17 protein-coding genes and 1 tRNA gene are annotated in these 18773 nt (G+C 65.0%); 4 read left to right on the top strand and 14 right to left on the bottom strand.

Annotated features, from left to right (window positions below):
• Positions 1-101: 101 nt before the first annotated feature.
• The 6 genes from JQ573_RS28520 to JQ573_RS28495 all read right to left on the bottom strand — a co-directional run bounded on the left by JQ573_RS28520 (position 102) and on the right by JQ573_RS28495 (position 11351).
• Positions 102-440 (bottom strand): lipid-A-disaccharide synthase N-terminal domain-containing protein, encoded by a 339-nt coding sequence (locus JQ573_RS28520; protein ID WP_212314562.1) that lies wholly within the window; start codon positions 438-440, stop codon positions 102-104.
• Positions 440-1216 carry a glycosyltransferase family 2 protein gene (locus tag JQ573_RS28515; protein WP_376711618.1) on the bottom strand — a complete coding sequence of 259 codons (777 nt, stop codon included), beginning with the start codon at positions 1214-1216 and terminating at the stop codon, positions 440-442. Before JQ573_RS28515 ends, JQ573_RS28520 begins: the two co-directional genes overlap by 1 nt.
• 66 nt (positions 1217-1282) lie before the next feature.
• Positions 1283-2128 (bottom strand): phosphatase PAP2 family protein, encoded by an 846-nt coding sequence (locus JQ573_RS28510; protein WP_212314571.1) that lies wholly within the window; start codon positions 2126-2128, stop codon positions 1283-1285.
• Between the two features lies 1 nt (position 2129).
• Complete coding sequence (locus JQ573_RS28505) at positions 2130-3875, bottom strand: glycosyltransferase family 39 protein (RefSeq protein ID WP_212314573.1); 1746 nt, start codon at positions 3873-3875, stop codon at positions 2130-2132.
• 61 nt (positions 3876-3936) lie between these two features.
• The gene (pbpC, locus tag JQ573_RS28500) at positions 3937-5958 is read right to left on the bottom strand and encodes a penicillin-binding protein 1C (RefSeq protein ID WP_409334706.1); all 2022 of its coding nucleotides are present in this window, start codon (positions 5956-5958) and stop codon (positions 3937-3939) included.
• 185 nt (positions 5959-6143) lie between these two features.
• Complete coding sequence (locus tag JQ573_RS28495; protein WP_212314575.1) at positions 6144-11351, bottom strand: alpha-2-macroglobulin; 5208 nt, start codon at positions 11349-11351, stop codon at positions 6144-6146.
• A gap of 291 nt (positions 11352-11642) precedes the next feature.
• Between JQ573_RS28495 and JQ573_RS28490 the strand changes: the two genes are divergently transcribed.
• From JQ573_RS28490 to JQ573_RS28480, 3 genes are all read left to right on the top strand, one after another.
• Positions 11643-11719 (top strand) — tRNA-Arg (locus JQ573_RS28490).
• A gap of 192 nt (positions 11720-11911) precedes the next feature.
• A complete protein-coding gene (locus tag JQ573_RS28485; protein ID WP_212314577.1) occupies positions 11912-12361 on the top strand; it encodes a hypothetical protein in 450 nt (149 codons plus the stop codon).
• Entirely contained in the window at positions 12358-12705 is a 348-nt protein-coding gene (locus tag JQ573_RS28480) for a hypothetical protein (protein WP_212314579.1), read from the top strand. Before JQ573_RS28485 ends, JQ573_RS28480 begins: the two co-directional genes overlap by 4 nt.
• A 55-nt stretch (positions 12706-12760) precedes the next feature.
• On the opposite strand, the gene JQ573_RS28475 is transcribed toward JQ573_RS28480, so the two are convergent.
• The 3 genes from JQ573_RS28475 to JQ573_RS28465 are packed head-to-tail and all read right to left on the bottom strand — an operon-like array spanning position 12761 to position 15195.
• Complete coding sequence (locus JQ573_RS28475) at positions 12761-13864, bottom strand: MBL fold metallo-hydrolase (RefSeq protein ID WP_249132409.1); 1104 nt, start codon at positions 13862-13864, stop codon at positions 12761-12763.
• A 9-nt stretch (positions 13865-13873) separates the two neighbouring features.
• Entirely contained in the window at positions 13874-14497 is a 624-nt protein-coding gene (locus tag JQ573_RS28470; protein ID WP_212314584.1) for a hypothetical protein, read from the bottom strand.
• Positions 14494-15195 carry a hypothetical protein gene (locus JQ573_RS28465; RefSeq protein WP_212314586.1) on the bottom strand — a complete coding sequence of 234 codons (702 nt, stop codon included), beginning with the start codon at positions 15193-15195 and terminating at the stop codon, positions 14494-14496. Before JQ573_RS28465 ends, JQ573_RS28470 begins: the two co-directional genes overlap by 4 nt.
• A gap of 474 nt (positions 15196-15669) precedes the next feature.
• Here JQ573_RS28465 and JQ573_RS28460 point away from each other — a divergent pair, with 474 nt between their 5' ends.
• Positions 15670-15909: a hypothetical protein gene (locus JQ573_RS28460; protein ID WP_212314588.1), complete on the top strand. Its 240-nt coding sequence runs from the start codon at positions 15670-15672 to the stop codon at positions 15907-15909.
• Positions 15910-16014: 105 nt separating this feature from the next.
• On the opposite strand, the gene JQ573_RS28455 is transcribed toward JQ573_RS28460, so the two are convergent.
• From JQ573_RS28455 to JQ573_RS28435, 5 genes are read right to left on the bottom strand one after another with little or no spacing between them, the layout of a single operon-like run.
• Positions 16015-16434 (bottom strand): hypothetical protein, encoded by a 420-nt coding sequence (locus JQ573_RS28455; RefSeq protein ID WP_212314590.1) that lies wholly within the window; start codon positions 16432-16434, stop codon positions 16015-16017.
• A complete protein-coding gene (locus JQ573_RS28450; protein ID WP_212408760.1) occupies positions 16431-16694 on the bottom strand; it encodes a hypothetical protein in 264 nt (87 codons plus the stop codon). Before JQ573_RS28450 ends, JQ573_RS28455 begins: the two co-directional genes overlap by 4 nt.
• 49 nt (positions 16695-16743) lie before the next feature.
• Positions 16744-17145: a hypothetical protein gene (locus JQ573_RS28445; protein ID WP_212314594.1), complete on the bottom strand. Its 402-nt coding sequence runs from the start codon at positions 17143-17145 to the stop codon at positions 16744-16746.
• Positions 17142-18395, bottom strand: coding sequence for a peptidoglycan-binding protein (locus tag JQ573_RS28440; protein WP_212314596.1), 1254 nt, complete (start codon positions 18393-18395; stop codon positions 17142-17144). Before JQ573_RS28440 ends, JQ573_RS28445 begins: the two co-directional genes overlap by 4 nt.
• Before the next feature lie 42 nt (positions 18396-18437).
• A complete protein-coding gene (locus JQ573_RS28435; protein ID WP_212314598.1) occupies positions 18438-18728 on the bottom strand; it encodes a hypothetical protein in 291 nt (96 codons plus the stop codon).
• Between the last annotated feature and the right edge of the window lie 45 nt (positions 18729-18773).

Here is an 18773-nt window from a genome sequence, read left to right as displayed (position 1 = left end):
TTTTGTTTCGATCACAATGTCGAGCGGAGCCCGGTGCTGGACTTCATCGAGTTTGTCGAGGAGGCCCCGCATACCGCTCGTCGCACTGACGACCACGACGATCAGCTATCGAGCGTCTTCGACGCCTTGGCGCGGTTCTTCACGATCAACATGATGTTACGGATGTAGATCAGCGTCGCGAGGCCCTGCCCGATGATGATGACAGGCTCGCGTTTGGCGAACCCGTAGATCAGCGTCATCAAACCACCGCCCATCGAGAAGAACCAGAACGCCATCGGCACCACGCTCTGGCCGGCGCGCTCGCTGGAAATCCACTGCACCAGGAAGCGCGCGGTGAAGAACAATTGCGCGATCAGGCCGAACGCCAGCCAGAAGTCGAACTTGGCGATGAACACTTCGTAGAAATAGGCGCTGAGCGCCTGGCCGAACTGAATCAGCATCACTTCACCTCGGTCACATCAGGCACTTCAGTGCCTGTCACTTCAGTGACGACCGGCGTCGGCTTCTTGCGGCGGATCAGCCACCACACGCCACCGAGATCCATGATCCCGATCCAGAGCCGGTCGAAGAAGCCATAATTCGACACGCCGGAATGGCGCGGGCGGTCGACGACATCGACGTAGGCGATCGCCAGCCCCTCGCGGCGGACCAGCGCCGGAAGGAAACGATGCAGCCCGTCGAAATAGGGCATCGCCAGAAACACCTCGCGCGGAAACGCCTTCAGGCCGCATCCGGTGTCGCGGGTGCCGTCGCGCAGGATGATGCCGCGCACGGCGTTGGCGATCCGCGATTGCAGCTTCTTGAAGCCGGTGTCCTTGCGTCCGACACGCTGGCCCGCAGCGAGGCCAACCCGGCCATTGCCGCTCTCGATCGCCGCGATCAGGTTGGGCAGGAAGGCCGGATCGTTCTGGCCGTCCCCGTCAAGCGTTGCCACGATCGCCCCGCGCGCGGCGCGCACGCCGCTGCGCACGGCGGCTGACTGGCCCGACGAGACGGTGTGGCGGAGCTGTCGGAGATTGGACCGCTGCGCCATGATCGCGCTCAGCCGTTCGCCGGTGGCGTCGGTCGAGCCGTCATTGACGTAGACGATCTCATAGGCCCAGCGTCCGTCGAGCGCCGCCGCGATCTCGGCGATCAGCGGCGCGATATTGTCCGCCTCGTTGCGCACAGGCACGACGATGGAAACGGCGACCGGCGTCTGGTCGGAAGCAGGCAAATCGGCACTCGTGGTTGGTGTTGGCAGCGGATGGAACCGCCCGATCCGGCCATCGGGCGACCGCTTTTATGGGGCGAAGGCGTTCCTCGCAACCCTTTTAAGGCGCTCTTCCGACGGTCCTGACAGCGCCAACACGGTGCCATCGCGATCAATGGCGAAACCAAGGCGGCGGGCGGCGAACCAGTAGCGCACGGCCATTGCGCCGATCACGCCGACCAGCGCGCCGGCCACCACGTCGCTCGGATGATGGGCAAGCAGCACAAGCCGTGTCGCGATGATGATCAGCGCATAGACCAGCATCACGCCCCGTGCACGTGGCCACACAGCCGACACGGCGAAGGCCAGCGCAAATGCCGTGATCGAATGTCCCGACGGAAAGCTCGAATAGGCCTCGGTGCCGGCGAAATGCTGGAAGTTGAACGCGTTGGCCTTGCCCCCGACAAACGGCCGCCCGCGGCCGACGATCCACTTGATCAGCTCACCGACCGCCACCGACAACACGACCGACAGGAACAGGTATTGCAGCCTCGTTCCTAGCCCGAGCAAAGTCGCGCGCGGCACACCGCGCAGCGCAGGCGCAGCCAAGGCGACCGCAGTCAGCAGCAAGCCAAGCGCGCACAGCACATACTCGTCCTTGCCGAAATCGGTGAGCGTCTTCACCCACCAGAGACCCGGCGTGCCGCGTGGCGGCATCAGGCTGATCTCGGCGACATCGACCGCATACATCAGAGTGATGATCACGGCACCAGTGACGACGACGAGCAGGAGTCCATGGCGCGCGGAGCGTCGCGCCGCCTCGGACCGGCGCGAATGCGACGGGGCACGCACGAGCTGGGCAAAGGATAGCCAGACCAGCGCCAGCAATCGTCCGAAATAGTTGGCGGACTCCGCGGTGGCTGGCGGCGCCGCCATGTCACTCCGTCCCTTCGGAACGGAAGATCGCGATCGAAACGGCCTTGCCCTGCGAGATGTTGTAGCCGTCGATCCGCACCGGCGCGTTGTAGCGCAGGCCGATCGCCTCGGCGCGCTGCACGAAGGCGCGCTCGGAGCGCTGTTCGACCAGCGCGAAGCGGCAGGAGCCCTGCCCAAGGAAATCCGCGGCGCCCGATCCGTCGGTGAGCAGCGTCGACGTATCGGTCATGAACACGAGGCTCGGCTCGTGGAAGCCGGCAGCAGCCGCCCTCGGGCCGACGCAGGTCACGTTGCGCAGCGCGCGTGCGACCTCCTGGCTCGGAAACACGGTGGTGAGCCGCGGCAGCACCACGCCATAGGTGCCGCCCGCCATCAGCGCCGCGGCGATCACCGCATTGAGCAGCGAGCGCTCGGCGCGGCTATCCTCGAACATCCACCAGGCGATCAGGCCGAACACCATCGCCACCGCGAACAACGGCCAGGCCGGAAACACCGGCTGATGGATCGCCTTGATGGCGCCGACGATCACCAGCACAGCGCCGAACGCGGGGATAGCGAACCACCAGGCAGCGCCGCGCAACAGCCAAGGGGAGCGCGACAGCACACGCCGCTCCAGCGCGCCGACGGTCAGGATTGCGATCGCCGGATAGAGCGGCAGCACGTAATGCGGCAGCTTGGTCAGCACCGCCTCGAACACGATCCAGGACGGGATCAACCAGGCCAGCAGGAACTGCGCACCCGGCTCGCGCCGCGCGCGCCAGACCGCCGGCGCCGCAAGGCCTGCGAGCGGCGCGCCGGGCCAGAACGTGATCCAGAACAGCAGTAGATAGAGCCCGGGCGGCGCGCCATGGGATTCTTGTGCGCCGAGCTTGCTCAGCATGTCGCCGCCGACGGAGTCGGCAAAGAAGGTTTCGCCGGCGCGCAGGAAGATCAGCACGAACCACGGCAGCACCAGCACCAGGGTCCACATCAGACCCCAGACCGGGCGCATGCGCCAGAACCAGGCCGCTGATCGATCGAGGATCGCAAGCCCGGCCATGGCAAGGCCGACGAACATCAGGATCAGCGGGCCCTTGAGCAGGATGCCGACCGCCAGCGCCGTCCAGAAGATCGCAGGCGGCGCCCATGATGGATGCGCCGGGTCCTCGCCGCGTTGCCAGGACAGATACACCCGCGCCATCGCGCCCATCGCCGCGGTGACCGTCAGCAGCAGCATGGCGTCGGTCTTGGCGAGCCGTGCTTCAACGCCAAGCAGCACGCAGCTTGCCATCATCAAGGCAGCCAACACCGCCCCTTGTCGCGTCACGAAGGCAAGCGCCGTCCAATAGGTCAGCAAAACGGCGCCGATGGCGCCGATCAGAGACGGCAGGCGGTAGACCCAGATCCGGACCTGGGCACGCGGCACCCCGAGCGCGGAGATCGTCTTCAGCGCCGCCGCCTGCATCCAGTAGATGCCGACCGGCTTCTTGTAGCGGACGTCGTCCTGGAAGCGGATATCGACGAAATCGCCGCTCTCGACCATCTGCTTGGTCGCCTGGGCAAAGCGAACCTCGTCACGGTCGATCGGCGGGATGGTGAAGAAGCCCGGCAGGAGCAGCACCAGGCAGGTCAGCGTCAGGAACAGGATCGAACGCCATTGGCTGGCCGTCGCGAACTCGAACGCCATGAACAGCCTGCGGCTCGAATGCGCAGGTTTTACAGACTGTTGCCCTGCTCCGAAGCGCCGGGGTTGGAGGCTATCCACCATGGGTTTCGCATACGATGAAACCGCAGCGCAAACAACCGTGCTGTTCCGCTTTCCCGCGCGATCATTGCACGCGGATCACAACGGTATCCGCTGCCCCCGTGGCGTCGATCACGGTGAGCCGCGCGAAGCCCGGCCCCGGCGGGTCGATCATGCGCTGGCGCCGGCTGTCGATGTCCCCGGCTGAGACACCATTCACCAGCACGGTCAGCGGCAGCACCCCGCCGGCGACCTTGACCGGCATCGCCGCATGACCGCCCTCGGATTGATCGACGTCGATGCGTGAGCCGTTCAGCGGAAACTGGATGTGCGGCGCCTGGTCGTTGCCGCTGCGCACCAGTTCGCCGAGCGGCCGGAACCGGCGCAGCGGCGGCGGCAGTTTTGCGTTGGAGGCGACCAGCACGCCGCGCGGCGGCTTCGGCAACGCCGCCGGGATTTTGCCGGTGCGCGCAAAGGCGTCGAACAGGATCGGCGCCGCCGCCGTGCGCCCAACCAGGCCCGGCACCGGCGCGCCATCCGGACGGCCGACCCAGACACCGATGGTGATGCGGCCGTCGAAGCCGACCGACCAGGCATCGCGATAGCCGTAGCTGGTGCCGGTCTTGAACGCGATCCGGTTGTGCACGCCGTTCTCCGGCGGTGGCGTGCCGAGCAGGACATTGCCCACCTGCCACGCCGCGGCCTGATCCATCAGCCGCATCGTGTCGCGGCCGTCATGCGGCCGCACGATCTCGCGCAGCGGCTTGGTCGCACCGAGCCGCGCCAAGCCCGAATAGAGCTGGGCGAGATCCTGCAGCGTGATGCCGACGCCGCCGAGCCCCATCGCAAGGCCCGGTGCCTCGTCCTTCGGCAGCACGAGGTTGGTGCCAGCCTGCTTCAGCCGCGACGACAGCCGGCTGGCGCCGACGCGGTCGAGCAGCGCGATCGCCGGCACGTTCAGCGACAATTGCAGCGCCTTGCGGATCGGCACCGTGCCCTGGAACGTCATGTCGAAATTTTCCGGCGCATAGGTGCCGAACCGGATCGGCCGATCCTCGATCAGGCTGTCGGGATGAACAAAGCCATCCTCGAAGGCGAGGCCATAGATGAACGGCTTCAGCGTCGAGCCCGGCGAGCGCACCGCGCGCGTCATGTCGACCTGCCCGGCCCGCCGCTCGTCGAAATAATCCGCGGAGCCGACACGCGCGAGCACGTCGCCCGTCTCGTTGTCGACCACGACGATCGCAACCGAGACGTCGGGTCCCTGCGCGATGGCGCGATCGCGCGCAAGCGCCTCCAGGTTCCGTTGCAGCGTGGCGTCCAACGTCAGCTTGATGACGGGCGCATCCTTTATCGTCGCGATCGCCTGATCGGATGAATGCGGCGCCAGGATCGGGATCTGCTTGCGCAGCTTCGGTACTGGCGTAGCCCGGGCCTGCGCGGCGTCGTCCTTCGACACCACGCCGTCCTCGACCATGCGGTCGAGGACGCGGTCGCGCGCGGCGTGGGCGGCTTCTGGGAAACGATCGAGCCGCCGCCGCTCCGGCGATTGCGGCAGCGCCACCAGCAATGCGGCTTCGGCGAGCGAGAGCCGCTTCGGCTCTTTGCCGAAATAGGCGATCGAGGCGGCGCGCACGCCCTCGAGATTGCCGCCAAACGGCGCCAGCGCGAGATAGAGATCGAGAATCTGGTCCTTGGAGAGCTGCCGCTCCAGTTCAACCGCGCGCACCATCTGCCGCAGTTTTGCGTAGACCGAGCGCTGGTGCCGCGGCTCGATCAGCCGCGCCAGCTGCATCGTGATCGTCGAGCCGCCCGAGACGATATGGCCGCTTGTGAGCAGCTGGAATCCGGCGCGCGACAGCGCCAGCGGATCGATGCCGTGATGCGCGTAGAACCGCTTGTCCTCATAGGCGAACAACAGCTTCAGATAGCCGGGATCGACCGAACTCTTCGTGTCGACCGGCAGCCGCCAGCGCCCGTCCGCCATCGCATAGGCGCGCAACAGTTTTCCGTTTCGGTCGATGACCGTGGTCGAGACCTGCCGCGCCTGCGCAAGCGGCAGCGGCCCGAGCGAGACCACCCAGGCTGCGAAGGCCGCAGCAACCATGACGAGCACGATCGCGACAGCGCCGGCGATGCGAAGCACCAACCGTCCGCTACGCTTGGCATGCCCGGGCTTGGCTCGGGCATCCACGTCGTTCGTTCGCGAGGACGCGTCGCTGGATGGCCGGGTCGAGCCCGGCCATGACGAGAAGAGTTTTGGACGCGCGTCCTTGCTCATTCCACGATCGCTCATTTCGCCGGCTTGACCTCAACCGCACCGGTGCCGCTGCGGCCGTAGCGCGAGGGATTGTACATGTCCTCGACATAGGCCTGCGGCAGCACGTATTTGCCCGGCGACACCGCGCGCACGACATAGGCGACCGTGAACACCGACTTGTCGTTGGCGCCCCGGTCGATCGCCGCGGTGAAGCGGTCATCGCGGAACTCGGTGTTCTTCGGTTCGACGCCGTCCTCGATCCACTCGAGCGTGCCGGAATCGCCCGACGACACCAGGTTCGGGTTGTCGATCTCGAGCCCGGCCGGCAGATAGTCGGCCACCATGATGTGACCGAACTCCGGCTTCGCCTCCGTCACCTTCAGGACAACCGCGAAGCGGTCATTCTGTTTCGCCTTGCTGACGTCGGCCGGCTTGCCATCGAGCGTGAAATAGCTGCGCTCGATCTTGAAGCCGTTCGAGGCCGCCGGCTCCGGCGTGACCGGCGAGCCCGACACCGAGATCACCGCTTGCACCGGTGCGTCGCCGGTATTGGTGATCTTGAGCGGCTGGCCCGTCATCTCCTCGGCCTTGTAGCTGCGATAGACCGCGGTCTTGACCGGCTGGCCGTTGATGTCGAGCGCCATCGTCTCCCTGGCGAGCGCGCGTGCCGCCAGCACCATCCACGCATTCTCCTGCGTCGAGGTATAGGGCGACAGCCCGCGTGCCGCTTCGACCCGCAGCACGGCCTGGGTCAGCGTCGTGCGGGGCGCATTGCCCTCGCCTGCGAGCGAAACCAGCGCCGCCGCATCGCGCAGCGCCGAGCCGTAATCGACCCGGCCGAACTCGATCACCGGTTTGGGGTTCAGCGCATCGAGCGCGGCACCATAGACCCGCTCCGCCCGCGCCTTGTCGCCGACCAGTGCTAGCGCCGCGGCAAGCTGCGCCTTGGAGATCGGCGTCGCCAGATTGTTCAGCTTGGTGTCGGCGAGATAGCGCAGGTCGCCGATCGGCGCGGCGCCGTTGCGCGCGAGCACGTAGAGCCCGTAGGTCAGATCGCGGCCGCCGTCCTTCTCCGGCTCGTTGGCATTGACCACCGAATTCCTGACGCGGTCGAGTGCGTTCTTGAACAGCACGTCCGGCACCGCAAAGCCCTTTTCACGGGCCCGGGTCAGGAAGTCGGTGACGTAGGCGTCGAGCCAGGCGTCGTCGCCGCCTGCCGACCACAGGCCGAACGAGCCATTTGATCCTTGTCGCGCCAGCAGTCGCTCGATCGCATCGCGGATGCGCTGGTCGACCGCGGTGTCCATCGCAAGATGGGCGCCGGCGGCGAGATCGTTGACATAGAGCAGCGGCAACGCGCGGCTGGTGATCTGCTCGGAGCAACCATAAGGGTAGCGGTCGAGCGCCTTCAGAATGCTCGCCGCATCGAGCGCGGTCGACAGGCTCGCCGAGACCGAGACGCTGCCGGTGCCCGGCACCAGATCGGAGAACATGTCGGAGGTCAGCGTCAGGCTCTCTCCCTTCGCCAGCGTGCGGATCGAGCGGCGCGCCAGCACCTGGGTCGCCGGCTTGACGTCGAGCGCATAGTGCCGCGCCAACGTCATCCCGTTCGGCCCGGAAATGTCGACGTCGAAATCGGCACGACCCGCGCCGCCGGCCTCGAGGCCGAGCGACAGCGAGGTGCGCTGCTTCGCGGCGAGCTTCACCGTCGTGGTCGGATTGCCCGAAGCCTTGATCGGGCCGCTCGCCTTGACGCTGACGGCATAATCGCCGGCGGCACCTTCGACATTGTCGATATCCATGCTGATGGTGCCCTTGTCACCGGTCAGCAGGAAACGCGGCAATGTCGCCGTCACCACCACGGGATCGCGCACGATCACATCAACATTGGCGCGACCGAGCTTGGTGGCACTCCACGCCACCGCCATCACCCGCGCCGTGCCGGCGAATTCGGGGATGTCGAAGCTCACCTCGGCAGTGCCGTCGGGGCCGACCGTGACGATACCGGAATAGAGCGCAAGCGGCTTCTGTGTCGGCGGCGAGCCCTGTAGCTCGGCACCGGCGGCGTCACCGCCGCTGCGGATCTGGCCCTGGGTGCCCTGCATGCCGTCGATCAGTTGGCCGTAGAGGTCGCGGATCTCGGCGGTCAGGCGGCGCTGGCCGAGATAATAGTCATCCGGCGCCGGCGGCTTGTAATTGGTCAGGTTGAGAATGCCGACATCGACCGCGGCCAGCACCACCTTGGCGTCCTCGCCGGGATTGAGCCCGCCGAGCTTGACCGGGATCTTCAGCGTCGTGCCCGGCCGCACCAATGCGGGCGGCGACAGCGCGACGGCCAGCGTGCGCGTCTTCTTGTCGATGCCGAACCATTTCAGCCCGATCGCGCGGCCCGGCATGCGCCCGGCGGCGGCATCGAGCGGGCGGCGCAGCGTCGTCATCACGTAGGCACCGGTGCCCCAGTCCTTGCCGACCGGAAGCTTGACCTGCTGGGTGCCCTCCTTGACGTCGACGCTTTGGGTCGTCAACAGGCGGTCGCCCAGCACGTAGACCGTGAGCTTGCCTGATGTGCGCGCGTTGACCGACACGGTCATGGTGTCGCCGGACTGGTATTCCGGCTTGTCGATCGAGGTTTCGAGCAGATCGGGCGTGTCGGCGCTGCCGTCGGAATACCAACCGACATCGAACTGCACCGAGGTCACCGGACCGTCTGCATCGGTCGATTTCACATCAAGCCGGTAGCGGCCGGGCTGCGGCTGGAAGGTCAGGCGCATCGGCTTGTCGGCCGCGAGGTTGACGTCGCCGTCGGCGACGCGGCGGGTCGATTTGACCGGTTCATACTGCCAGGACGAATTCTGCCGGTACCATTGGTAACGCGACTCCAGCTTCAACAGCTCGTAGCGCAGCCCGTTGCGCGACAGCTGCTTGCCGTCGGGCGCGACGAACACGACGTCGAACTCGGCCTTGTCACCCTCGGCCACGCTCTTGTCGCCGAACAGCGGCTTGACGCCGATCAGCGAGGCCGCAGGCGCTACCGGCAGCACGATCTTGCGCTCGACCGAACGGCCGCCGGTCTCCGCCATACGGATGAAGATCTGGGCCTCCTGCGGCCGGGTCGAGGCCGGGACCTTGTCGAGCTTGACCGGGAAGCTCGCCGCGCCGTTGGCATCGGCCTCCGGCAGGTCCTCGATCGGGGTCCGCTCGTTGCTCGCGGTCTGCTCGTCGTCGACGCCGAACTGGTAGCCGGCATAGCCGGGCCGGCCGGCTGCTGCTGGTGCGACCAGCATGTCGCCTTCGAGCTGCAGGCCCGAGGCCGGCGCGCCATAGAGAAAGTGGCCGGAAACCTGAAGTTCCACTGGAACTTCAGCTTTGATCACCTTCTCCTTGCTGGTCAGGTCGAATTCGATCCGCTCGGGGATGTAGTCCTCGACCATGAAGGTGGTCTCGCCGACCGACGAGCCCTTGGGATCGGTAAAGACACGCGCCCGCCAGGTCCCCGTAGGCACCGCGGAGTTCAGCGCCACCGCCAGCATGCGGCCGCCGGCGCCCTGGTCGGGCAGCACGGTGCGGCGGAATTCGACGCCGTCGGGCCGCTCGATCACCATGGTCAGCGGCGTCCCGGTCAGGGCGTTGCCCTGTCCGTCGCGCAGCAGCGCGGTCAAATAGACGGTCTCGTTGGAGCGATATACGCCGCGCTCGGCGTAGACGAAGGCGTCCGCACCGGCCGGGATCGCCCGCCCTGCGACGCCGCGGTCGGTGAGGTCGAAGGCGTTGGTCTTCAGGCTGAGGAAGGCGTAGTCGGCCTTCTCGCCCGTCACCGTCAGCAGCGCCGGCGACAATCCGCCCTCGCCGCGCGCCAGCCCCTGCTCGAACAGCACATGGCCCGCTGCATCGGCCTTGCGGGTGGCCAGGATCTCGTTGTTGCGGGCGACCAGCTTTACCTCGGCATTGGCGACCGATTCGGTGGAGGCCAGCGAATTGACGAAGACGTGGATACCGTCGTTGCCGGAGAACGCCGACAGGCCCATGTCGGAAACGATGAACCATTGCGTCGCCAGCGTGCCGTCGTCGTCACTGCCCGGCCCCTTGGCCGCAGCGGTCATGACGTAGACACCCGGCTGCAGGTCGCCGAGCGCCTGGTCGACCGGAAATGCGGTGACGACGTCCTGGTTCAGCGTGGTGGCGGTGGCAAGCTCGCCGGACCATACCTTGACGCCGCGCTGGTCGCCGAGATCGGAGAGCTGATAGCGGCTCAGCGTGCTCTGGAAGTCGCTGTCGATCACGGTGTTGATCAAGTTGCGGTCGCCGATCCGGAACACGTTGACCGTGACCGCCGGCGTGTTGACGCTGACCACCGGGATACCGCGCTGGCCGGTCCGCGGCAGCACATAGGCGCGCCCGGTGAACCGCACGAACGGCTTGCGGTCGCGGATATAGATGTTGAACTCGGCCGATTTCGGCAGGGTCTCCTTGACGGTCGACGGCAGGCCGGCACGCAGATTGATGTTGTAGCGCTCGCCGTGCTTCAGCCCGTCGACGCAGAGCTGCTGGCCTTCCGCCGACAAAGCCGGCTTGTCGGTGCCGGCCAGTGCGAGATACGGCGCGAAGTCGACGCGCTTGGCCAATTCCTCGGAGAACTGGAAGCAGGCCCGCGGCGAGGCGGCGTCGGAATCGACGGTATAATCGAGCAGCCGGAAGCCGTGCTCGTCGCGCATCTTCTCATACTGGCCCCGCACATCGGCGACCTCGCGCTGATCCAGCGACAGCCGCAGCGCGTCGAGCGCAGGACGCCACAGCTTGCGCTCGGCGAGCGCCTTGCCCAGCACGGCCAGCGAATCCGCCTCCTCGCCCGCATTGCCGGCACGCTGATAGGCGATGTAGGCGGCGGTGGAGGCGCGCTCCATCAGAAAGGTCTGTTCGCTGGAGCTGGCCGAGCGGATCTGGAAGACGGTTTTGGCAAGCCGTAGCCAGTTGGCGCCGTCCTCGGGCGCGGTTGCCGCGATCTGGCCGAGGATCGTGAGCCCGCCGCGGAAATCATTGCGCTTGAAGGCTGCGTCCGCGTCGGTGCGCAAGGTCGCGGCCGACTTGTTGACCGCGCCCGCCTCGCTCTTGATCTGGGCCTCCAGTTTGATCGCGGAATCCGCGAGATCGTCGCGCTTGAAGGCCTTGTCCGCAGCCTGGGCGCTCACCAGGCCGAGCGCCAGCGTGGCGCAAAGTGCGGCCGCACGAACCAATCCGATCATGATGGAGCTCCTGAACGCCCCGCGGTCGAACGCCGCGTTGGGGCTAAAAAATGCGCGAAAAGGTGACGGAGTGAAGGCGCCGACATGAACGGACGAAAACGTCGCAGATCGCATTGTCGACATTCCTTCGACCGGCCCCCGGCGGCAGCGTCATGCCGGCTCGGCAGGCTGGTCTGACCAACACAGGGCGGGACCCCCTGCTCGCCTTTGTCGTCCGACCACAAAAATCGGTTCGGACGGACTTGGCGGAAAGGCGGATTTTTCATATTGCGGATGCTACAAGGCGGCCACGGTCCCGTAGCTCAACTGGATAGAGTAGCGGATTTCTACTCCGCGGGTTGCAGGTTCGAATCCTGCCGGGATCGCCAACAAAAAAGCCTATGCATCAAAGGGATTGCAGCTTTCGCCGGTGGAAATTGAGCGTTCTCCTGCGAGAACATTTGCGGGACAATGATGGAATTTGCCGACGTTGGTGGCACCGAATCCCCGGAGAAATCCCCGGAGCGATTTCGCTGTGCGGAACGTTTGCATCTCAACAATAGAAGCGCTCTCATGAGCGCATGGCCCCGAAACATCACCCGACGCCCCTCTCCGGCGGCGACCGCAAGGCGCTGACGAAAGAGCTTGCGCGCGCCCGAGCGGTGACCACGATCCTCGCCGCCCGCGCAGCCGAGAAGCGCGCGGCCGGCGAGGCGCTGATCCGCGAAGCCGATGACCTCGCCTGCCAGAGTTGGAACGAACGGATGTGGGCCGATGGCGGGCCGGTCGACCCGTCGCCCTCGATCGAACGGGCGATCAACGCCGGCTTCACGTGGCTGGAGATCCGCTGCTCGAGGTGCAAGACGCCGCGCGCGGTCGACCTCGCCGTGCTCCCTCGCGTCGCCACGACCTGCATCCATGATCTTTGCGGCCGGCTCCGCTGTGAGAAATGCCGCAAGGCGGGCAAGCGGCCGCCGGCCGAGCTGCTGCAGCTCGCACAACGCGGCCCGGCGACGACCGACCTGCCGTGACCGAGCTGCTGTTGCTTCGTCGCACCGTGATTGGCGGCGAGACCGCCGAGGGCGACTACGTCGTGATCTGGGATGAGATCCGGATCGGGCGCATCCATCAGCAGACTGGCTTGCCGGCCGGCCGGTCAAGCGTCGCATGGGGCGTCGCGTTTCCGGGAAGGCCGCAGCTACCGTCGCACCGGGGCCTTGCCAAGGACCAGGCGGAAGCCAAGCAGATGGTCAAGCTGATCTGGAGCGCCATCCGTCCGACCCTGACCGATGACGAGATCCGCGAGGCCCGCGAACGCCAAGAGTATAACGACCACGGGCGCCCCTGGAACCGACCGAAGCACTGGCGGGACTGATTCGACTCTGGGCCTCCGCTGAGCCAGCGGAGCGATTTCCGCTCTTCGGCGAACGTTACGCTGCCCGCCAGTCTTTCAGCGAGCAAGCTTCAGAGCTGAGCTCGAGAGACCACGTAGTCGGATTTCTAACACCGCCATTCCTTAGACGAACCCACCCCGTGCGCTGTTGGGTCGATCTGATATTTCCGACGGTCTCTTTGATTTGCTTCTCCACTGAATAGGGGCGATGTCGCTTACCCGATGCGCTGGTAGAGCTTGTGCAAAATGCAGCATTCGTCAGCCCGCAAATTCGGGTCACATCCTCTTTCTGCGGGAGGCCATTGTTACGATTCCAAGGTGTCACAATCGACAAAGCATCTTTCACTAGCATCTGCTGCCAGACTCCATCGCTGTGCCCGTTCTGCGAGCCGTGATGTGGAACCTTGAAGATCTGCGCTTTTTGTGTGGGCCTTTCGGGCGTCAAGACGATGGCTGCCCAACCTAGTTCTGCATCCCCGTGCTCTTCCAAGTCCGCGCCCAATAGGATCGCTTGATCTCCAATTGCTACATGCATTGCTATCGAGAGATTGTTGGGCGATTGATCCGGCACCCTCGTCCGCGTCTGGAGCGGCGCGGGAAGGAGCGCCGCAATCTGCAACAAAAACAGGTCAAGCTGCTTGTCTGATGGCGAAAGCGTACGAACCACCCGCTCGGGCAGCTGGGGGGTTCCGGCCAAAGTCATGAGCTGTCTGCCAGGAAAAGCTTTAATGGGTGACGACTTGCCAGATCTGCTTCGCAGCACCTCGAGCACTTCAGTCAGTTCGGAAGCACCCGACCCACCCGCGATGTTATGGCGCTGCTCGTATGCAACGACGGAGGCGAGGAATTCCTTGTTCGTCAAAGCCGACGAGCTACAGAACCGAGCTTTCGAAAAGGCTTTCAGCTGTGCGGCCATTCCCCGCACATGGTCGTCGTGCCAATGAGTTGCTACGACCAGCTGCACACTCGATGGGTCGACCCCGATCGATTCCAGATATTCTAGCGAAACGGGCCTCTTGCTCGCGGTATTGATGCAGGAATCGACAACGAGCCACACTCCATCTCCCAGATGAAGAACGCAGCACTCCCCATAACCGGGCCCAAAAACTGAGATCTCAATCTGATCCGACGCGGGCCCCAAGCTTTCGCCTTAATCCCACTCAATTGACTGGGCTAGGCTCTCAGCCCTTCGAGAGGCTTCGGCTATATCTCGCTTGGTCCATGCTGGGAGCCTACGAAATGTGATCTGTGAAACGCGCCGCTTTGTGCCACCGATTTGGCGCTGATATCCGATCACCCAACGAAACACGGCACCGGGCTTCAACAGATCGAGATCAGTTTCGGAAAGGTCTGAGATAGGGAAATCAGCCGCTTCGTCTTCGTATTTGCCGCCTGCGGTGACGTCCAGCAATCGAGCCGTGAAGGTCTCGTTTCCGACGTCTGAGACATACCCCTCCCACTCCTGCAATGGCTGCAGTGATAAAGGGGTCGGCTGGCGCGGAAGCGGAAACGCACCAGTGATTGCATCCTGGATGCGGATGCGCTTGCTCACTTGCTGAACTTCGGATTCAGCAACCGAGAGACTATCTCGGTCTTTAGGGTTTAGCGCCTCTGCAAACGCCTCATGCAAACGCCTAGCTTCAAGCGTTCGCCCCACCCGCGCACGCAGGTCGTAAGCAACGACGTCAGATTCCGGCTTCGCAGAGGGACTGTTGCTAGGTGGTTGCGGCTCGAAGGCAGTCTGCTCTGAAATCCTGAAAGCCAAGCCGTTCATAGCAATTCTTTCATAGCCATCACGATGTCGATCTTGTCTTCAGATCCGCGAATGGATCGTTCAAATCTCTCGCTCAAAATGGAAATAATCTTCTCGCACCCAATCAATTGTTCTAGCCCCCCCACCGAGTAGTGATCGTTGACACTTACAAAAATGCCAGCATTGCCGCGCAGTCTTGATGACGGCTGCACCTGAAGTTGAATATGCCCGTTTATATCGTCCTCTGCAACCTTTGGCTGCACCATCGTTAGATTTGTGCAGCCACTGCGCGCCCCTGGCCCCTGATTTTCGATTTCGCGCCCCCACTCACGCCAGGGCCCGAGGGGCGCGATCAGCCGCCCTATCCGATTTCTGGTTTCTTCGTCGCCGACCGAGAAATGAACTGAACGGTTAATTCCCATTCCGTTTATAGGCGTGTGCACTAAAAATTCACCGAAAGTCTTCACCAAAAAATCACACAACGTAATCCATGGCGCCTCGGTGGTATCGGCGGAAAGCCGCAGCTGTTCCACCTGGAGCCGCATTTTCCCAATTCGAAAAGCGGAGATCTCGGGGTGAATAACCGATACTTCGGCGGAATTTGCTTCCTCGTCCGAAACGATCCCGTTCTTCGCAAACCAAGCGGGAGAAAAAATCAGCGGATTGAAATGGCCCACAAGAACGATGCCGCAGCCGCCGAGCTCTGGCTCTATTCGCATCGATGCTGACCTACGCCCGTTTCATGGGGTGAGTTAACGCTTGACGTGAACTTTTGCAACCTATCCAAATGGGAGGGCATACCGCGAGGCGTCGTGGCTTGGCAGCGATTGGACCAAGCGTGAATATGCCCTGAACTCCCGATTCGCGGTAGGGGTGAGGACCGACGCCCCAACATGTGGTAGTTCGGCGCCGATCGCGAATACTCCCATCCAGCCGTGCGACCGCCGCCCTCGTCGGGCCAACCGTGTCGAGTTGTCCTCACAGCGCGACTATTGATCCCGCCGGACTGCTGGACGGTCCGCAAAGCTGCGGCGGCGCCGGGCCGCCCTGCAGTCAAGCCGGGTGACGGATCGATACGGCGATTAGCAAAGAATGGTCGCTCAGGGACACAAAGAGACTGGCTCATTCTATCCTGACACCTATATCGCAAGTGGCATGCTCGACCCACCGCAATTAGTAGGAACAGTAATCGCATGACAGAAGCCCAGGAACTAAACAAACTTGTTGAGATGACGAAGGCAAACACGGTCGCAACGCTCGCCGCCGCCATCATTACTGCCGCAGGACGCCCCTTCTCTGTCCAACAGGCGCTGGATCTCAGCCGCGATATCCAGTTCGCGATGTACCCGGCGAACGGGTTCGGCGCCTATGAAGAATGGAAAAAGACGAGCAGCGAAAAGCTCGCAAAGGTCTACGGCCCCACGGGCAACTGAGCCCAGCGCCGGCCGGGCGCGCGCCGGGCGTGGCCGCGCCTCGGCCGCCGAGCTCGCGACGATCAGCGCGAGCGCGGCGGCGACAATGATGCAGAACATTTGAAGCTAGTGCGGCGCGCCGGTCTTGATAGTCTCGATCCGATCGGTCATGCGATCGAGCCGGCCGCCAATGTCGCTCTTCAGCTCGCCGAACCCCGCCTCGAGCCGCCGGATCACATTCTCAAAGCTTGTCTTGCGGACGAATTCGTCCCGCGCCCAGATCTCGACCTGGTAGAGCTTTGCGGCGAGCGTGCGGGCCTCCTCGGCTGCTTGCTGCACCTCACGCCTGGCGTCGACGATCGCGATCTCGGCCGCGCGCTTAACCTCGGCTGCCGCGGCGCCCGCCCCTGCCGCCGCCGTTGCTGCGGCCGCCGCTGCAGCCTCGGCTTTGGTGATGCGGTCGGAATACCGAGTCCAGAAACCAATGATCGTCAGCAGCAAGCCGACCGCTGCGGCGATCGCTCCCCATGTCACCGCGTCGCTCATTGCGCCTTCTTTCGCTTCAACAGGCTGAAACCGTCCGCCGGCTTTCCCGCCGGCGCCGTGCTCTCGCAGGCGACGCCCTCGACGCGGCCGATGCCCTCGCGGACGTCCTGGTATTGGCAGACGGCGCGCCGCAGGCAGGCATTGACCTTTGCCAGCGCCGCGCGGTCGGTTTTCCAGAGCCGCTCGATCTCGCCGGCGTCGAGCTCGCGGTCCGGCGTATCGACTGGCGCGCGCTCGCAGGCCGCGACGTCCGCCGGCATCGCCGGGATGTTCGGCGCGTCCGGAGGCGGAGGCTGCAGCCGCTCCTGGCTACCGAACCCCGCGCACCCGGCGAGAAGCGGCACGATCAAAACACTGAGTAGGATTAGCCGGCGTTGCATCGATTGCCCCCTGGTTAGACTGGATCTGCGCCTCGGCCGCGGCGGCGCGCTTGGCGTCGCGCTGCTGCAGGGCGTTTGCGAAAACGAGCTGCCGGTCCTTCTCGGCAAGGCGCGCCTGCAATTGCGCATTCTGCTCGGCGACCTTCGCCGCCTCGCATTTGGTCTCGGCCGAGCTGAAGCCGGCGTTGTAGAGATGCGCGCCGCCGGCGATCGCGGCGCCGCCGGCGACGACGGCCAGGCCGCCGGCGAACAACGAGCCGGCGGCAAACGGCGAGAGGCTGACGCCGGCGAGGCCCGCCAGGCGCATGACGATTGCGACGATCCAGCTCATGCGTGTTTCCCCGCGCGATAATCAGCCAGGCGGCGCCGCTCGAGCTGGTCGGCGACAAACCAGACCAGCACGCCGACGCCGGCGACGACGACCAGGGCGGCGACAGCGATCGCGATCGCCTGGATCGCGCCGGCCGTCAGGCCGAGGCCGCCGATCGCCTCCTTTGCGGTCGAGACCTGCGTCGCGCGATCGGTCAGCCAGGCCAGCATGCCGCCGCTGCCGAGGCCGGTCGCGCCGCCAAAAATCTTGCCGGCCCAGCGCTTGGCCTGGTCGGTCAGCGCGATTGTCTGCGAGCCCTCGTCGCGAAGATCCTCGACGGTCGCGCTCGCCCGCGTCTCGGCGACCGGCCGCGGCGCCTGCGGCTTGCCGAGCTCGGCGATCAGCTGGTCGTCGATCGCCGGCGTCAGCGGCAGGCCGCGCGCGTTGCGATAGGCCAGGATCATTCCCTCGGTCCGGCCCTGCGGCGATTGCTCGCCGTCGACCTGGCCGACGTCGAAATAGCCGAGCTCTCGCAGCCGCCCCTGCACATAAGCGACGGCCTCCGGATCGACCGGCGCCGGCGTCGTCGCGAGCTTGGCATGCTCCTGCGGATGCGACGTTGCGAGGCCGCGCTCGAACAGCGCCGCCTCGTCGTCGCGGCGAATGCGCAGGCCCTTGCTGTCAGGCCAGAGCCGTTTCATCGATCGGATCAGGCCAGGGATCTTGGCGAGGTCGCCGCTGCCGATCGCCGCCTTGATCTGCCGCATTTCCGACCAGCGCGGTCCCGGCTTGTTGAAGCCGCCGGCGTCGCGGTTAAAGGCGATCGATAGGATGACGCCTTTGCAATCCGGCGAGAGCTCATCGAAGCCAGGCAGCAGCCGCCGGCAGATCGCCAGGTAACGCGGAATGTCATGGTTCGAGAAAACCTCGAGCGCGACGTCCCAAGGGATATCGACGACGCCGCGCAGCTTGCGCGCCAGCTTTTCCGCCGCCGGCCCCGTGACGCCGCAGCACTTCGCGAGCGCCTTCAACATCGCATCCGGGATCTTGCCCGACCAATCGGCCAGGAACTGTTGCCGCGTCGTCTGGCCGACGTCATAGCCGCAGCCGATCGTCACGCCGGACTGTTCGCCAGGCCAGGTCGCGCCGCTCAGATGCCTTGAATACCAGGCCGGGCTGGTGACCTCGGCGCTGACGATCAGGTCGAAGGTCGCGCGGGAGATGATCCCATGCAAATCGATAGCGCTCGCAGAAATGACTGCGCTGGTCATCGTGATAGTCCTTTTGTGATGGAACGGAGGCGCGCGGCCCGGTCAGACCAGGGCGTTGGCGCGAATAAGAAGCTGGTCGACTTGCGCGCCGGTGAGGCCGACGATCGTAATCATGTGCTGAACCAGAGGATCAGCGCGCCGGATCTCGGTCGCAAGATCCCACTCCTCCTGGGCGTTCGCGTCGGCCGCGATCGCGGCCTTGACCGCAGCCCAGGTGCCGAGTTCGTCAAAGGCGCGCTTCAGGCCGAGCTTGGTGCAGGAAGCCGGCACCGGCGCCGGCGGGTTCAAAAACGCCAAGACGGCCGGGTCATCATCCGCGACCTGCTCGGTCACGATCGGCGCCGGCTGCTGGCAAGCAAACCATCCAACGATGGCGCC

The organism is Bradyrhizobium sp. AUGA SZCCT0105 (assembly GCF_018129565.1).
Lineage (GTDB): Bacteria > Pseudomonadota > Alphaproteobacteria > Rhizobiales > Xanthobacteraceae > Bradyrhizobium.
Note: the sequence above shows the minus strand (reverse complement) of the source record. Positions and strands in the feature narration are given on the sequence as shown.

Coding starts and splice junctions, on each gene's coding strand:
- JQ573_RS28520 (WP_212314562.1), bottom strand. CDS start 440: ATGCTGATTCAGTTCGGCCAGGCGCTCAGCGCCTATTTCTACGAAGTG.
- JQ573_RS28510 (WP_212314571.1), bottom strand. CDS start 2,128: ATGGCGGCGCCGCCAGCCACCGCGGAGTCCGCCAACTATTTCGGACGA.
- JQ573_RS28505 (WP_212314573.1), bottom strand. CDS start 3,875: ATGGTGGATAGCCTCCAACCCCGGCGCTTCGGAGCAGGGCAACAGTCT.
- pbpC (WP_409334706.1), bottom strand. CDS start 5,958: ATGGTTGCTGCGGCCTTCGCAGCCTGGGTGGTCTCGCTCGGGCCGCTG.
- JQ573_RS28495 (WP_212314575.1), bottom strand. CDS start 11,351: ATGATCGGATTGGTTCGTGCGGCCGCACTTTGCGCCACGCTGGCGCTC.
- JQ573_RS28485 (WP_212314577.1), top strand. CDS start 11,912: ATGGCCCCGAAACATCACCCGACGCCCCTCTCCGGCGGCGACCGCAAG.
- JQ573_RS28470 (WP_212314584.1), bottom strand. CDS start 14,497: ATGAACGGCTTGGCTTTCAGGATTTCAGAGCAGACTGCCTTCGAGCCG.
- JQ573_RS28465 (WP_212314586.1), bottom strand. CDS start 15,195: ATGCGAATAGAGCCAGAGCTCGGCGGCTGCGGCATCGTTCTTGTGGGC.
- JQ573_RS28460 (WP_212314588.1), top strand. CDS start 15,670: ATGACAGAAGCCCAGGAACTAAACAAACTTGTTGAGATGACGAAGGCA.
- JQ573_RS28455 (WP_212314590.1), bottom strand. CDS start 16,434: ATGAGCGACGCGGTGACATGGGGAGCGATCGCCGCAGCGGTCGGCTTG.
- JQ573_RS28450 (WP_212408760.1), bottom strand. CDS start 16,694: ATGCCGGCGGACGTCGCGGCCTGCGAGCGCGCGCCAGTCGATACGCCG.
- JQ573_RS28445 (WP_212314594.1), bottom strand. CDS start 17,145: ATGAGCTGGATCGTCGCAATCGTCATGCGCCTGGCGGGCCTCGCCGGC.
- JQ573_RS28440 (WP_212314596.1), bottom strand. CDS start 18,395: ATGACCAGCGCAGTCATTTCTGCGAGCGCTATCGATTTGCATGGGATC.